We start from the raw sequence: 14338 nt of genomic DNA, 5'->3' as shown, positions 1-14338 counted from the left end.
AAAAAATTAAACATGGGGAGAATAAATGGAGAGGCTAATACATCATAAGAATTCTGAAGCCGGTTCTCATTCGGCGACGAATACCGTAACAGAGTGGCTCAATCAGGGGTTTGATCATTACAAGACATCCACTGCACTGCATTTTAAGGAGGAGAGCCTTAGTTATGATGAGTTAAATCACCAATCTGACAGAATAGCTAACTATCTTGCTCAACAGGGCATTGAGAAAGGAGATCGAGTTGGCATATGCCTTGAACGATCCACGGAGATGATTGCAAGTATCCTGGGGATACTTAAATCGGGTGCCGCTTATGTGCCGTTGGATCCGGGTTATCCGGTTGACCGGCTGGAAATCATGAGAGAGGACGCCCGTCTAAGCCTGTTATTGGCTCATGAAAAATATGCCGACCGGTTTGAAACGAATACCGGCCAGGTGGTTTTCTGGGAGGAGATAGAGAAAGAACTAAGCCGCTTTTCTGCTTCTCCGCCTGCGATTGATATAGATGGTGAGGATATAGCCTACGTGATCTTTACCTCGGGCTCAACCGGCCGGCCCAAGGGTATTGCAATGCCTCACCGGGCATTGGCCAACCTGATAGAATGGCAGCTGGAACAGGGTTATTTTAAAAGAGAGGCCCGGGTTATTCAATACTCAAGTATTAGTTTCGACGTGTCATTTCAGGAAATTGCCACAACGCTGGCCTCGGGGGGGACGCTTTTCTTAATAGAAGACGAGAAGCGGCGCGATCCGCGCACGTTATTAAAGGCCCTGAACTATTTTGAAATCGAGCGCCTTTTCATCCCGTTTGTGGCATTGCGAAGCCTGGTGGAGGCGGCCATATATACCGACAGGCTGCCCGGTTCTCTAACAGAAGTCATTACCGCGGGTGAGCAGCTGAGGGTGGATGATGATTTGAGAAAATTCTTTTCGAACCTTCCCGAATCAGTGCTTGAGAATCAGTATGGTCCCTCTGAAACTCATGTTATTTCGGCCTATTTGCTGAATGAAGATCCTTCGACCTGGTCGGACCTTCCCCCTATAGGCACGGCCATAAAGAACAACAGCATCTATATCTTGAATGAGCACATGGAAATTGTTGAGGAGGGAGAGACGGGTGAATTATATCTTGCCGGGGAAAATCTTGCTCACGGTTATCTCGGAAGGGAGGAGCTGACGAAAAAATCCTTTGTCAGGAGTCCCTCGAATATACGGGATCATGAAATATTGTATAAAACCGGGGACCTGGGGAAATATAATAAGGAAGGGGAGATCGAATTTTTAGGCCGGGCGGACCATCAGATCAAGATCCGCGGGTACCGGGTTGAACCGGGTGAAATTAATACCGTAGGTGCAACACACCCGGGGATTGCACACTGTATTACCCACAGCGTTAATCATGGGAATAATACCCAACTGGTGACATACTATGTTTGCAAAAGGGACGGGGAAGTCAGTGAAGGAGAATTTAAAGCCTATTTGAGTGAGGCGCTGCCGGGATATATGGTTCCCGCTTTCGTTTTGGAGTTGGACGCTATCCCCTATACCCCGAGCGGGAAAGTTAATTTTAAAGCACTGCCCAGGCCAGCAAGCCAGACGGCAGGGTCAGGGTCCGAGGAAAAGGGTGAATCTGATTATCGGACAGAAACCGAGGCCCGGCTCGCTGAGATATGGAGTAAATTACTGGGATTTGAAAACATCTCCCGCACTGCAAATTTCTTTGATCTCGGAGGGGATTCCCTTAACGCCTTTACTCTTTTTATAAAAATTGAGGAGCAGTTTGATATGTATCTGCCGCTTTCGGTTTTAACACAAGCACCGACGATAGCAGAACTGTCCAGAATTATTGACGGGGATAATAAAGATTCAGCCATTAACAGGTTCAGATCGCTCCAGCTGATTCAGCGTGGAACCCTGGAAAAACCTCCGCTTTTTATGGTCCACGGAGGGGCCGGGAATGTCATAATGTTTAAGGATCTGGCCAAAGGTCTTCCCCCGGACCAACCGGTTTATGCCTTTCAGTGGTCGGGCTGGGATGGGTATAAGGGAGAGGAGGATATCGTTGAAATGGCAAAATTCTATAAGAAAGAGCTCCGGGAAGCCTGGCCACAAGGACCCTACCGGCTGGGGGGACACTGTATCGGGGGCATTATTGCCATCGAAATCGCTAATTTGCTTAAAGCCGAAGGAGCTGAAGTCCTGGACCCGATCTTAGTATCCGACGCGCCCAATTTGTACTCCGATTACTATCATACCAGGGAGCCTGAGGCTTCAGAAGGAGACAGGGAAGTTTTTCAGCGGGTCTGTGACAGCCTGAATGCGAAGATACTGGAGAGTGAAAGGGCCTCTCAAGAGGAGCATAAACCCCAGAAGAAAAGCGGTCAACAGGAGAACTATTCTGTCAGGCGATATCCCATATTAGCTAAATATTTGCCTTTTTATCATAAAATAGGAGGGCTATGGCTCAGGGCCGAAGATAAAATGCAAAGGTGGAGGATCGCTATCCTGAAACGGCTATCGATAAAAATTCCTTTGAAGGACCGGCATCGCTATAGCACCGCATCACAGCTTGTTGCGATTAAGAAGCATGAAAAAACCGTTTATGAGGGAGATATTCTCTATTTAAAATCAGAAGTAATGCATGGTCGCAAAATGGGACTCCGGGGATGGTGGAACGATATATTTTTTGGTTTCAGGGAGCTGTGCACAGGCCGGTTTGATGGCTATGTAATAGGCGGAGCGCATAACGACGTGCTGGAAAAGAACCGCTCCCACCAAATTATCAGGGAGAAAATGTTTGCTGAAGATGAGTAGTTCCGGGAAGGTCGCTGGTCTCATACCGGCCGCAGGATATGCCAGGCGAATTTCCCCTCTGCCATGCAGCAAGGAGATATACCCGATAGCACAACCGGATGAAAGTCGCAGGGTGGCGGCGTCCTATTTGATGGAAAACCTGAGAAAAGCATCGGTTGAGAGGACCTATATGATTCTCAGGGAGGGGAAATGGGATATTCCGGCCTATTTCAGCGGCGATGCGAATGCCGGGTTGGATTTAGCCTATGTGGTAACGGAGGCCACCGAAGGGGTCCCACAGACTATTGATAAGGCTTACCCCTTTATAAAACAGGACAAGGTGCTGTTTGGTTTTCCCGATATTCTCATTCAGCCCTCAAGTGCCTGTGTTTCACTGCTTGAAAGGCAGGGGGACACGGGGGCCGACCTGGTTTTGGGGGTATTCCTTGCCAGGGATCCCGGGAAAATGGATATGATTGATTTTAACGCCCAGGGGGAGATTGAAGATATTGTTATCAAACCGGAAACGACCAGCTTAAGGTATACCTGGATTATTGCAGCGTGGACGCCGGCTTTTACCGTTTTTTTGCATGACTATATTATCCAGAACAATAGTGACGGATCTTCAGATAATAAAACGAGCGAAAATAAAGGGGAATTGTACATGGGAGATGTCTTCAGGGATGCCATCCAATGGGGAATGAAGACCGCCTGTGTGACATTTGAAGAGGGAGCATATCTAGATATAGGAACCCCTTCGGAGCTACAAAAAGCAGGTAATGTCGACTGGATACGAAGGTTTAATGAGATCGTGTAACCTTACTCACCGGGGGAGTAAGAATTACTCAATTTACATTTCGGGTGGATTTGAAGAAAGCAGAAAATCAGGCGTGTTTTCACAAAGAAAAGGCCTGAATGGGTCCTGTGTAGCTATTCATCCGGGTCAATTATTCTTGGCACGTTATTTGAAATAAGTTATAACGACGCGGGTATAACAGCCGTTGTCGCATGCTTACATTATTCACAAGAAGGCCTGAAAAAGCAAATAGGATCAGGGTCAACTGCTCGTATAATATGCAAATAGGTCTTGTCCATTGAATTGAGAAGTAGCCTTCATACATAATGGCAAATAAAGTTATTATTTGAGCCGGAATTAAAAACAGTATCATAACATCCATATGAAAATATTAGTAACGGGAGCAGCAGGTTTTATCGGTTTTCATCTTGCACGGCGTCTGATCAAGCAGAATTACCAGGTTGTGGGACTGGACAACATTAACGACTATTACTCAACCGATCTAAAATATGATCGCCTGGCTGAATTAGGAATTCTAAAGGATGAAATTGCTGAAGATAACATTACAGAGAGTCATACAAGTGATCAGTTCACCTTCATTAAGGCGGACCTGGAGCACAAATCGGTTGTTGATGATTTATTTAGCGAAGAGCAATTCGATGTCGTGATAAACCTGGCGGCTCAGGCGGGTGTTCGCTACAGCTTAAAAGATCCATACCGGTATATAGAGAGCAATATTACCGGTTTTCTAAACCTGTTGGAGGGGGCAAGGCATCATTCACTTAAGCATCTGATCTATGCCTCTTCAAGTTCCGTATACGGGGCCAACACCAATATGCCATTTTCGACCCGGGACAATGTTGACCACCCAATGAGCCTGTATGCCGCCAGCAAGAAGTCCAACGAGTTAATGGCGCATACGTATTCAAATCTTTTTGAGATCCCGACAACGGGCTTGCGTTTCTTTACGGTCTACGGCCCCTGGGGCCGTCCGGATATGGCACTGTTTTTATTCGCGGAAGCGATGCTCAAGAATGAGCCCATCGATGTATTTAATCATGGGAAAATGGAACGTGATTTTACCTATGTGGATGATATTGTAGAGGGCATCACACGGTTGATTCCCAGGCCGCCTTCTCCCAATTCCGATTGGTCGGGCGATGATCCGGACCCGGCAAGCAGCTTTGCTCCCTATCGCGTGTTTAATATCGGCAACAGCAATCCGGTCAAGCTCATGGATTTTATCGGTGAAATTGAAAAGCAGTTGGGAATCCGGGCACAGAAAAAGATGCTGCCCATGCAGCCGGGGGATGTCCCCAAAACATGGGCCGACGTCGAGGATTTTTATAATTATACGGATTTCAGACCGCAGGTGGGGATTGAAGAGGGGATACGGAATTTTATTGAATGGTATAAAAGCTATTACGTCACGAGTAAGGAGCAGGATCCCGTATTGCATTCCTGATTTGATCTCTCCTGCATTATATCCTTTAAGTCTTCTGCTTCCGTCAGTGTAGTTACATAACTACGTACCCTTAATCACCTGTATTACACTTCTTGTGTTTGATTATGGTTAGTTTGGATGCCCCAAACCTGCATAAGAAGGCTTTCTTTTTCTGCGTCCGCTACAACCAGCCTCTCGTTAACCCAAATAATGGTTCCAGGCATAGATAATAATAGCAAGACCGATAAAATTAAGGATGCTGATTGGCAGCATTCGCTTCCAACCCAGCTTCATAACCTGGTTGTATTTAAACCGTGGGATGGTCCATCGAACCCAGATATAGGTGAATGCCCAAAACACGGTTTTTAACGTAAATACGGATACGTCCAGAATTGCTTTGGCCGTAGATCCCATTTCAGGGAGCCAGTAGCCGGCAAAGGGCAGGTGATAACCTCCAAAGAAGAAGGTGGTAATAAGCATGCTGCCAATAACCACGTGCATGTATTCAGCCAGGAAAAACATGCCGAACTTCATCGAGCTGTATTCGGTGTGAAACCCTCCTACCAGCTCCTGTTCCGCTTCCACGAGGTCGAAGGGGGTTCGGTTGGCTTCCGCAAAAGAAGCCACGATAAAGATGACCGCCCCGATCGGATTCCGGATGATGTTCCACCAGTATTCCTGGGAATTGACGACGTCAATCACGCTCAGTGATCCGACAAATAAGATACAGGAGGCCACAGCCATTCCCAGGGGCAGTTCGTAGCTGATCATTTGAGCTGCCGCCCGGAGTCCGCCGAGCAGCGAGTATTTACTGTTGGAAGCCCAGCCCCCCAGGGTGACGCCGTAGACTCCCAACGAGTTAACAGCCAGCAGGTAAAGCACGCCCGCATTAATATCGGTGACATACAGTCCGTCCCCAAAAGGGATGACGGCAACAGTCATCAGGGCCGTGACTACGGGAATGACCGGGGCAATGGTGTGGATGGTTTTGAATCCCCGTTCGGGGGTTACATCCTCCTTTAGCAGCAGCTTGAGGACATCTGCAAACGGCTGGAAAAGTCCGTACGGACCCACGCGGTTGGGTCCCAGTCGGTTTTGGATAAATGCTGAAACACGACGTTCAGCATAAACGGCTATGGCTGCCGAATTCAGCAGCATAAATAGCGCGATTCCCAAGACAATATAAGAGGTAGTAGTTACGGGCTCCATGTAATAATGTTAATCCTGTTTACGCTTTTGATATTTCTTGTTGTTCGATGGGGAGCTGAACGCCCAGTTCTTCATCCATTCGCTCGTAGCTGACTTCTTTCAAAGAATCAATCCGGTTGCTAATCTCATCAAAGATGTCACGAGAGTGGTCAAATTGAAACTCCAGGCCTATGCGCTCTGCCAGGTGATTCAGGAATTCCCAAACCGGCAGGCAGTCAATTTTATGCTCCTCGTTCACCCAGTTGTCAAAATTGGTGCCATAGCGGTCCAGGCGTCCCTCCGACATCTCCAAATTGAGCCGTCGGTTGGTGTATTTTGTCTCTTTCGCGGGGAATGATCGCTGGATGCGTCCGTCTATATTCACATAACTTGCCGCATGCTCGGCCACACAGGTGATGGGAATAACCAGGTCGGATGCTTCGGCGGTATCGGTCTGATTGGTCGCCAGTGAAATAGTATACCTGTCCGCCAGGTCACCGGCCGAAAGTACGCCTCTTCCCACCAGATCGTCGGAGAGCAAAATGACGACTTCTGCGCCTGCAACCGCAGATTTAATACCTGCGTCGTCGGTCTCCTCCAAATTAATGAGCCGGCAACCGTTCGTATTCGGCGCCTGATCGTCGGTGATCAGGAAATCGTCGCCGTAGCCGGGAATGATGTGAGGCGTAAATCGGGCGTTGGAAGCGCCCAGCAGGTTAAAGAATTTATTGAAAGCATAATTTTCTTCCACCGAAGCATGGGGCGTGCCGACAACAGTCAATTGGCCGGGGTCATGAGCCTCCAGAACCTCGGCAAAGGTTTCAATGGCATTATTCCAGGAAGTATTCGACTGATGGTTTCCATCTAATGTGATAGAGGGACGGGAAATACGGTTTTTGTTAAACTGTTCAAATGCCTCGCGTCCTTCGTCCGGCATCCAGTAGTCGTTTACTTCGGGATTGTGCCGTGGCGTAATACGAAGCACTTCGTTGTCCCGGGTCCAAAGGTCGATATTGCATCCCTTTCCATTGGTGATATCGATGCTGGGCGTCTGATTCATTTCCCAGACGCGGGCTTTAAATCTGAAGTCGGTGGAGGTCAGAGCCCCGACGGGACAGATATCCACGGTGTTCAGCGAGTAGGGGTCATCGAATGTTTCACTGGGTGCGGTCATGGGATAGTTTTTGTCTCCCCGCGATACAATAGTCAGCTGGTTTGTTTCACTGATTTCTTCGGCAAAGCGAACGCAGCGGGTACAGTTGATGCACCGCTCGGCATCGAGGGTCACGCGCGGACCCAGCTGCACGCGCTTGGGTTTATGCACTTTCTTGACTTCGAAACGGCTGCCTTCGGGACCGTATTTGTAGGTTTGAATCTGGAGGGGACACTCACCGGCCTGGTCGCAAATGGGACAATCGAGCGGATGGTTGATCAGGAGAAACTCCAGGGTATCCTTCTGCGCGCGTTCGGCCTCCTCTGAGGTTTCCTGCGTTTGAATGACCATGCCGTCGGATAGCTTGAGGGCGCAGGAGGTCTGCATCTTCGGAAACCATCGTATCTTTCGTTCTCCATCCTCATCCAGCTCGTATTCACCTGTTTCCTTGTCTTTAATATACTGCCCCGCCTTTACCATGCACTGCCGGCAGTTGGCGGGGATAGACATGGAGGGATGATAGCAGAAAAAAGGCACCTCTTTCCCCAGGTCAAGGATAAACTGGAGAGCCATGTAGTCTCCTTCAAATTCGTAGCGTTCGTTATCTATAAATACTTCAGGCATCTTTTGATTATGTTGGATTTATGATTGCTGAATTATGATATAACAGCTTACTAATCCTTCATTTGTATTGTTTTTCTTGAAGCAATAAAAATTGAGGCTAATTCGTGTGCTTCAATTTTCAATGGTTGAACTGAATATTTGGGTTTAAGTTTTTCATCGATTATAAATTCAAGCCAAAATTCTGCTTCATCAGCTTCTTCAATCACAATGCTTAATTTTGAGATGAAAGCTGCCTTGCTAAGACCAAGACAGGCTGCCCGGTAATTGGCGGCAACCGAAGTACTACATCGAATTAGTTGTCCTTTAATATGATTACCTAAATATGTTTTAGGTAAACTTACCGCCAGTTTAACACATCTATGGGCAAATTTTTTGGTACGCTTTATTAAATCATCTTTATTCATTCACAACAAATAGTTCAAAATATTATAATCGCAGATCATCTATCATAAATTTAAAATCCAGTCATGCAACAGCGTGAACTGATTTTTTGCATCGGGCTTCAAATTCATCTCTAAAGCGGTTGATCGTATGACGCACCGGCCAGGCCGCTGCGTCCGCAAGGGCACAGATAGTACGTCCCTCCATCTGCGTAGTCATATCCAGAAGCAGGTCGAGATCCTTGATTTCTCCTTCCCCGTTCTTGATTTTCAGCAACACCTTTTCAAGCCAGCCCGTGCCTTCGCGGCAGGGGGTGCATTGGCCGCATGATTCGTGATGGAAAAAGTGCGTAATCCGCCACAGCAGATCTACCATATCGGTGTCTTCGTCCAGAACCACCATTCCGGCCGTTCCCATCATGGAACCGGCATCGCGCAGGGAGTTCGAATCCATACTCACGCCTTCAAGCTGATCGGCCCGCAAGACGGGGGTGGAGGTCCCGCCCGGTATCAATGCTTTTAATTCCTTGCCGCCGCGTATGCCGCCGGCCACGTCGTAGATAAGATCCTCTACCGGCATGCCGGCCGGGTATTCATAAACGCCGGGCTTGTTCACATGCCCGGAAATACCATAAAGCACGGGGCCGTTATGATCTTCTGCGCCGATGGACTGGTACCAGTCGGCGCCGTTGGTAATGACCAGCGGGACGTTGGCCAGGGTTTCGATATTATTGATGGTCGTTGGATTTCCCCAAAGCCCTTTCTGGGCGGGGAAGGGGGGCTTAATGCGCGGGTATCCTCGCTTGCCTTCCAGTGATTCGAGCATCCCTGTTTCTTCCCCGCAGATATAAGCGCCTGCTCCATAGGTCGTATGCATCTCAATGTCGATGCCCTTGCCTAAAATATCCTCTCCCAAATACCCTTTTTCATAAGCTTCCTCCACCGCTTCCTCGAATATGCGGACCCAGTCGATATATTCGCCCCGGATATAGACATAAATCACTTCGACCGACATGGCATAGGCGGCAATCAGCGCGCCCTCAATGAAGAGATGGGGGTTGAATTCAAAAATATTGCGATCCTTGAATGTGCCGGGCTCCGACTCGTCGCCGTTGCAGGCAAGATAACGGGGGCGCTCATCCGGTTCAGGCATAAAACTCCATTTGAGTCCCGCATTAAAACCGGCCCCGCCACGGCCCCGGATATTCGCCGCTTTTACCTCATTCGTTACATTCGTGCGCGACCATTGTTCAGGATTGTCCAGGATCTCGCGGAAGGCACCGTATCCGTCATGTTCCTCATAAACATCAATCTTATGGAGATTCGGAATGTCCGGGATGATAAGCGGTTCGTATGATTTCCAGTCTTCAACCATTATTGTGACAGTTCTTTCTTACGTTTTTCATTTTGACGCATGACCATGGACTCAAATTCCGGCATCTTGCCTTCGCGCAGGTTTTCGATGAGGTTATCGACCTTCTCTTTGGTCAGGTTATTGGCGTACACGCCATTCGTAACCTGCAGCATCGGGGCATACCCACAGGCGCCCAGGCATTCAACTTCCTGGATGGTAAACATACCGTCTTCCGTCGTTTCCCCCGCCTTGATGCCGAGCTCATCTTCGAGGTGATGTAATATGTCATAGCCGCCGCAAACCTGGCAGCTCAGACAGGTACAGACGTCAAGCACATATTTGCCCGTTTCTTCCTTGTAATACTGCGTGTAGAAACTAGCCACCCCGTGCACATGGGCCCGGGGCAGATCGAGGGTATCCGCCACGAGGTTCTGTACCTCCGGCTTTACGTGGCCGTATTTCTCCTGGGCAACCCACAGCACGCGCAGCGTTGCCGCCTTATTGGTCGGAAACTGGGCCTTGATCCGTTCAATTTCGTCTAATTCGTCCTGCGTAAAAGCTAATTCTTGTTCTGCCATAACATTATTTGTCACATTCTCCCATTACGGGGTCGACTCCTCCAATGATTACGACGGTATCCGCAACCATCTCACCGTCTAGAATTTGTTCTAAAATCTGAATATTCTTAAAAGAAGGCGAATTGATTTTCAGGCGCCACGGGTGCCCGGAACCGTCACTTTGGATGTAGTATCCCAGCTCGCCCTTGGCTGCCTCCACGGCGTGGTAGGCCTCCGCACCTTCAGGGGGGCAAATGCCCGTGTCGGTCATCATGAAGTCGTGAATCATACCCTCCATGGAATAATAGACCTCGTCTTTGGAAGGGTAGGCCTGCTTGGCATTATCCGTTCGCACCGGTCCCTTGGGTAGCTTGTCGAGGCATTGCCGGATAATGCGGATACTTTCGTGCATCTCTTCCATCCGTACATAATAGCGGGCCAGGTTGTCGCCTTCCAGCCGCGTGGGGACCTCGAATTCCACTTCGTCATACCGGGCGTAGGGTTCAAAAGTACGCACATCGTAGGCATACCCCGATCCTCTGAGTGTGGGACCGGTGGCCCCGCTTTCCAGCGCGTCCTCTGTTTCCAGGACGCCGACCCCCCTGTTCCGGTCAAAGAAAATTCGGTTGCGGTCGAGCGTCTTATGCCAATCCTTAAGCTCCTGTGGAAATTTGTCGGCAAAATCCTTGATCATGGCCATGGCCGTATCGGTAATATCGTTGGCCACACCACCAATGCGAGCATGCGAGACCGTAAACCGGTGGCCGGTCAGCTGGTCATAAATATCGAGCACCTTCTCGCGTTCCCGGAACGCCCAGATAAAGTAGGAAACAGCCCCGGCATCCATGATCATGGTACCGAGCCAGATCAGGTGTGAAGAGATGCGCGAGAGCTCGCAACCAATCATCCGGATATAATGGGCACGCTCGGGTACTTCCACATTCGCTATTTTTTCAACGGCTGTACAAAGTGCCACGTTATTGGCGTAGGGGGAGAGATAGTCCATGCGATCGGTATAGGGCATGAACTCCTGGTAGGTTTTGTTCTCGGCAATTTTCTCAACGCCCCGGTGCAGGTAACCTACATCAACCTTAACTTTTTCAATAAGTTCGCCGTCAAGCTGCAGGATCAGTCGCAGGACCCCGTGTGTGGCGGGGTGCTGAGGCCCCATATTCAGGACCATCTTGGTATGCAGCGGATCGTCCTGATCCATCATCTCAACGGTGGTATGCTTGTCTTCAAGAGCCTGGTACAGCTTTTCCTGATGTTCCTTAAAGAACTTTGAATCTAACTGATCAGAAATATGTTTTGTATCCATAAATATAACTAACTATTCAGGGTCGGGTGTGGTGCTTGGCAAGTCGATAGAACCCGGGATGCCCAACAGTGGAAATTCTTTGCGCAGCGGAAAGTAGTCGAAATCTTCCGGCATAAAAATACGGCGGAAATCGGGATGATTCGTAAACTCGACGCCAAACATGTCATAGACTTCCCGTTCCATCCAGTTTGCAGACTTCCAGACACCTGTAATGGACTCCACGACCGGATTTTCTTCCGGAAGCCGCACTTTAATAAAGAGATGTTCGCGGGCGCGAAGCGAGATGATATTGTATACCACCTCGAAGCGTTCCCGGGAGGTAAAGCGGTCGATGCCAAAGACATCCGACAGGTATATAAAATGGTGTTCATCTTTCAGGTACCGGCAAATGTCAACGATAGCCTCTGATTCGACGCGTATAAATGTATCGCCGGATGATTGATAGACCTCGATGAACGCATCCGTAAAATCCCCGGATAGTCCGTCGACAACTGCTTGTTGTGTTTCAGATAATTCCAGATCCATATTAAGTATCGAGCATTACAGAGTGTTCAGTACGGATTTTATCCTGAATTTTCATCAGGGCGTGCAAGAGGGCATCGGGACGGGGAGGACAGCCGGATACGTAGGCGTCCACCGGCAGGAAATTGTCGCAACCCTGCACCACGCCGTAACAACGGTGCATGCCGCCGGTTGAGGCGCATGCCCCCATGGCAATACACCACTTGGGGTCAGGCATTTGATCCCAGATGCGGCGAATGGCGTGTGCCATTTTATAATTCACCCAGCCGGCGACGATCATGACATCGCTTTGGCGGGGAGAAAAACGCATCACCTCGGAGCCAAACCGGGCTGCATCGTATTTAGGTCCCGCAAAAGCCATCATTTCAATAGCACAACAGGCCAGTCCCATAGGCATGGGCCATGCGGCATTCGAGCGCGCCCAGTTTGTTAAAGAATCGATTTGTGTGGTGAAATAACCGTCACCGAGTGCACTTTCAATACCCATAAATAAACAGGCTAAGTTAAATTAATTAAACATTCCTTTTTTCATGTCCCAGTTAAGCGTACCCACTTTAACGGTGTAAATTAATCCGATAAACAGCGTGATAATAAAAATGGTCATAGCGACCAGCGTGCCCACCCCATAGTCAAGATACCGTACGGCCCAGGGAAAGACGAACACCACTTCAAGGTCAAAAACGATAAACTCCATGGCTACCAGGTAAAAGCTGATCGAATACCGGTCGCGCGCTTCTCCAACGGGGTCCATCCCGCTTTCATAGGGCTGAAGCTTGGTCTTGTTGGGCCGGGAGGGACCAAGAACTTTTGAGAGCGTCATCAGCAGCAGAGCCAGTACAATGGCAATTACGCCTAAGATTACAATGGGTAAATAATTAGAGAGCATCAGTCAATTTCAATTTATTTAAGTCAGTCGGAAATTAGGGGCCAACGTTCATAATGTCAATGGAAATTAAGGGAGTGAATATAGGATATATTACGCTCAAAACATACAGCCCGCTGAAGGGTTTTTACTATTTAAAACCATTTTAAACAGTGGACGATCACCGTTGAGATATCCGGTTCAGCCTGCAGCCGTCAACAGGTGGAATGGATCAGGGCCCCCGCCGGTTTTGTTTCCCGCAGCTGGTTGTATTTAGCTACGGCCGCCTGGGTCTGCAGGATATGGTACGGAACGTCGTGTTGGGTTAAATACGTTTCAGCCTGTTGGCTTGTTTTTAGCCGTTCGTTGAATCCTTTTGAGAGAACGACTACTTCGGCTCCCTGTTCCAGCAGTTCCCGGACATCGGCGGGTTGAATACCCGGGCTGTGATGCGTGCCGGTTTCGTTCCAGTCCCACTCGCGCGACCCGCCGGGGTAGAGCTTGGCGTCTTTATAATGTTGTCCGCCGCCGACAGAGATTTTTCCCCATTGAATGGAATTAATTCTGGGAGATATGTTTTTATTCTTCTTCATTATAATGAAAGCGGTTTTTCAATTAAACGGGAGATCATCTAAACAAAAAACAGTTAAAATACGTTTAAGAATAAACAGTATATAGTTTACGGGTACCCAAAAAATCAGTAAATTTGTATCCTTTAATCAAGAACTCTAAAAGTAACTCTTATAACCTTGGATAAAATCAAGATGGACATATTAGGGCTTTCTACCAGCCCCAGCAGTGGAGGAGCCTATGCTTTGATTCTAAACGAAGTGCACGGAAACCGCCGGCTGCCTATAATTATTGGTACGTTTGAAGCACAGGCTATCGCTCTTGAGCTCGAGCATATCAAACCGCCACGACCCATGACACACGATTTGTTGAAGAACATGGTCCAGGCATTTGGTGCGGAAGTGCATCAGGTGTTCATCAATGATTTAAGCGAGGGGACATTTTTTGCAAAAATTATTTATGACGACAACGGGGAGGAGCGCGAACAGGATGCACGTCCCAGTGATGCGATAGCGCTTGCGGTACGTTTCGATGCCTCTATTTATGTGGATAGCGAGATTCTGGAGGAGGCCGGCATTGTTTCGGATCCGGAGCATGAGGATGATTTGAGTGCTGCGCCGAAACAACAGAAGCAAACGGAGGAGATGAGCAAGCTCGAAAAACTCGAAAGTGAGTTGCAGACGGCTATCGATACCGAAAACTACGAAAAAGCTGCACGCCTGCGGGATGAAATCCAGAAGCTTAAAAGTTGAAGCCATTGCACAGAACTAATCGGTCCT

The 14338-nt window shown here is 48.6% G+C and carries 14 protein-coding genes; 4 read left to right on the top strand and 10 right to left on the bottom strand.

All coding sequences use genetic code 11. The features are described 5' to 3' along the window. Positions 1 to 25 precede the first annotated feature (25 nt). From ACESLU_RS05635 to ACESLU_RS05625, 3 genes are all read left to right on the top strand, one after another. Entirely contained in the window at positions 26 to 2812 is a 2787-nt protein-coding gene (locus tag ACESLU_RS05635; protein WP_372636335.1) for an amino acid adenylation domain-containing protein, read from the top strand. Then, the gene (locus ACESLU_RS05630; RefSeq protein ID WP_372636332.1) at positions 2805 to 3608 is read left to right on the top strand and encodes a sugar phosphate nucleotidyltransferase; all 804 of its coding nucleotides are present in this window, start codon (positions 2805 to 2807) and stop codon (positions 3606 to 3608) included. The genes ACESLU_RS05635 and ACESLU_RS05630 overlap by 8 nt, the downstream gene beginning before the upstream one ends. A gap of 361 nt (positions 3609 to 3969) precedes the next feature. After that, complete coding sequence (locus tag ACESLU_RS05625) at positions 3970 to 5052, top strand: NAD-dependent epimerase (protein WP_372636329.1); 1083 nt, start codon at positions 3970 to 3972, stop codon at positions 5050 to 5052. A 177-nt stretch (positions 5053 to 5229) separates the two neighbouring features. On the opposite strand, the gene nuoH is transcribed toward ACESLU_RS05625, so the two are convergent. From nuoH to ACESLU_RS05575, 10 genes are all read right to left on the bottom strand, one after another. Next, on the bottom strand, positions 5230 to 6240 hold the full coding sequence (gene nuoH, locus ACESLU_RS05620; protein ID WP_372636326.1) for an NADH-quinone oxidoreductase subunit NuoH: 1011 nt from the start codon (positions 6238 to 6240) through the stop codon (positions 5230 to 5232). 19 nt (positions 6241 to 6259) lie between these two features. Further along, positions 6260 to 7996 (bottom strand): (2Fe-2S)-binding protein, encoded by a 1737-nt coding sequence (locus tag ACESLU_RS05615; protein WP_372636323.1) that lies wholly within the window; start codon positions 7994 to 7996, stop codon positions 6260 to 6262. A 50-nt stretch (positions 7997 to 8046) separates the two neighbouring features. Then, positions 8047 to 8400 carry a four helix bundle protein gene (locus tag ACESLU_RS05610; RefSeq protein ID WP_372636320.1) on the bottom strand — a complete coding sequence of 118 codons (354 nt, stop codon included), beginning with the start codon at positions 8398 to 8400 and terminating at the stop codon, positions 8047 to 8049. 61 nt (positions 8401 to 8461) lie between these two features. After that, positions 8462 to 9751: an NADH-quinone oxidoreductase subunit NuoF gene (nuoF, locus tag ACESLU_RS05605; protein WP_372636317.1), complete on the bottom strand. Its 1290-nt coding sequence runs from the start codon at positions 9749 to 9751 to the stop codon at positions 8462 to 8464. Further along, positions 9751 to 10308, bottom strand: a complete 558-nt coding sequence (nuoE, locus tag ACESLU_RS05600; RefSeq protein WP_372636314.1) for an NADH-quinone oxidoreductase subunit NuoE — start codon at positions 10306 to 10308, stop codon at positions 9751 to 9753. The genes nuoF and nuoE overlap by 1 nt, the downstream gene beginning before the upstream one ends. Positions 10309 to 10312: 4 nt before the next feature. Further along, a complete protein-coding gene (nuoD, locus tag ACESLU_RS05595; protein WP_372636311.1) occupies positions 10313 to 11605 on the bottom strand; it encodes an NADH dehydrogenase (quinone) subunit D in 1293 nt (430 codons plus the stop codon). 12 nt (positions 11606 to 11617) lie between these two features. Then, positions 11618 to 12130, bottom strand: coding sequence for an NADH-quinone oxidoreductase subunit C (locus tag ACESLU_RS05590; RefSeq protein WP_372636308.1), 513 nt, complete (start codon positions 12128 to 12130; stop codon positions 11618 to 11620). A gap of 1 nt (position 12131) precedes the next feature. Continuing rightward, positions 12132 to 12614, bottom strand: a complete 483-nt coding sequence (locus ACESLU_RS05585; protein WP_372636304.1) for an NADH-quinone oxidoreductase subunit B — start codon at positions 12612 to 12614, stop codon at positions 12132 to 12134. Positions 12615 to 12635: 21 nt separating this feature from the next. Next, positions 12636 to 13013 (bottom strand): NADH-quinone oxidoreductase subunit A, encoded by a 378-nt coding sequence (locus tag ACESLU_RS05580; RefSeq protein WP_372636301.1) that lies wholly within the window; start codon positions 13011 to 13013, stop codon positions 12636 to 12638. 191 nt (positions 13014 to 13204) lie between these two features. Beyond that, positions 13205 to 13582, bottom strand: a complete 378-nt coding sequence (locus ACESLU_RS05575; protein WP_372636298.1) for an Mth938-like domain-containing protein — start codon at positions 13580 to 13582, stop codon at positions 13205 to 13207. Between the two features lie 171 nt (positions 13583 to 13753). On the opposite strand from ACESLU_RS05575, the gene ACESLU_RS05570 reads away from it, so the two are divergent. Beyond that, positions 13754 to 14311, top strand: coding sequence for a bifunctional nuclease domain-containing protein (locus tag ACESLU_RS05570; protein ID WP_372636295.1), 558 nt, complete (start codon positions 13754 to 13756; stop codon positions 14309 to 14311). Positions 14312 to 14338 lie beyond the last annotated feature (27 nt).

The sequence above is a fragment of the Fodinibius sp. genome, from assembly GCF_041642155.1.
Taxonomy (GTDB): Bacteria; Bacteroidota; Rhodothermia; order Balneolales; family Balneolaceae; genus Fodinibius.
This window is presented reverse-complemented; position numbering and strand designations above follow the sequence as displayed.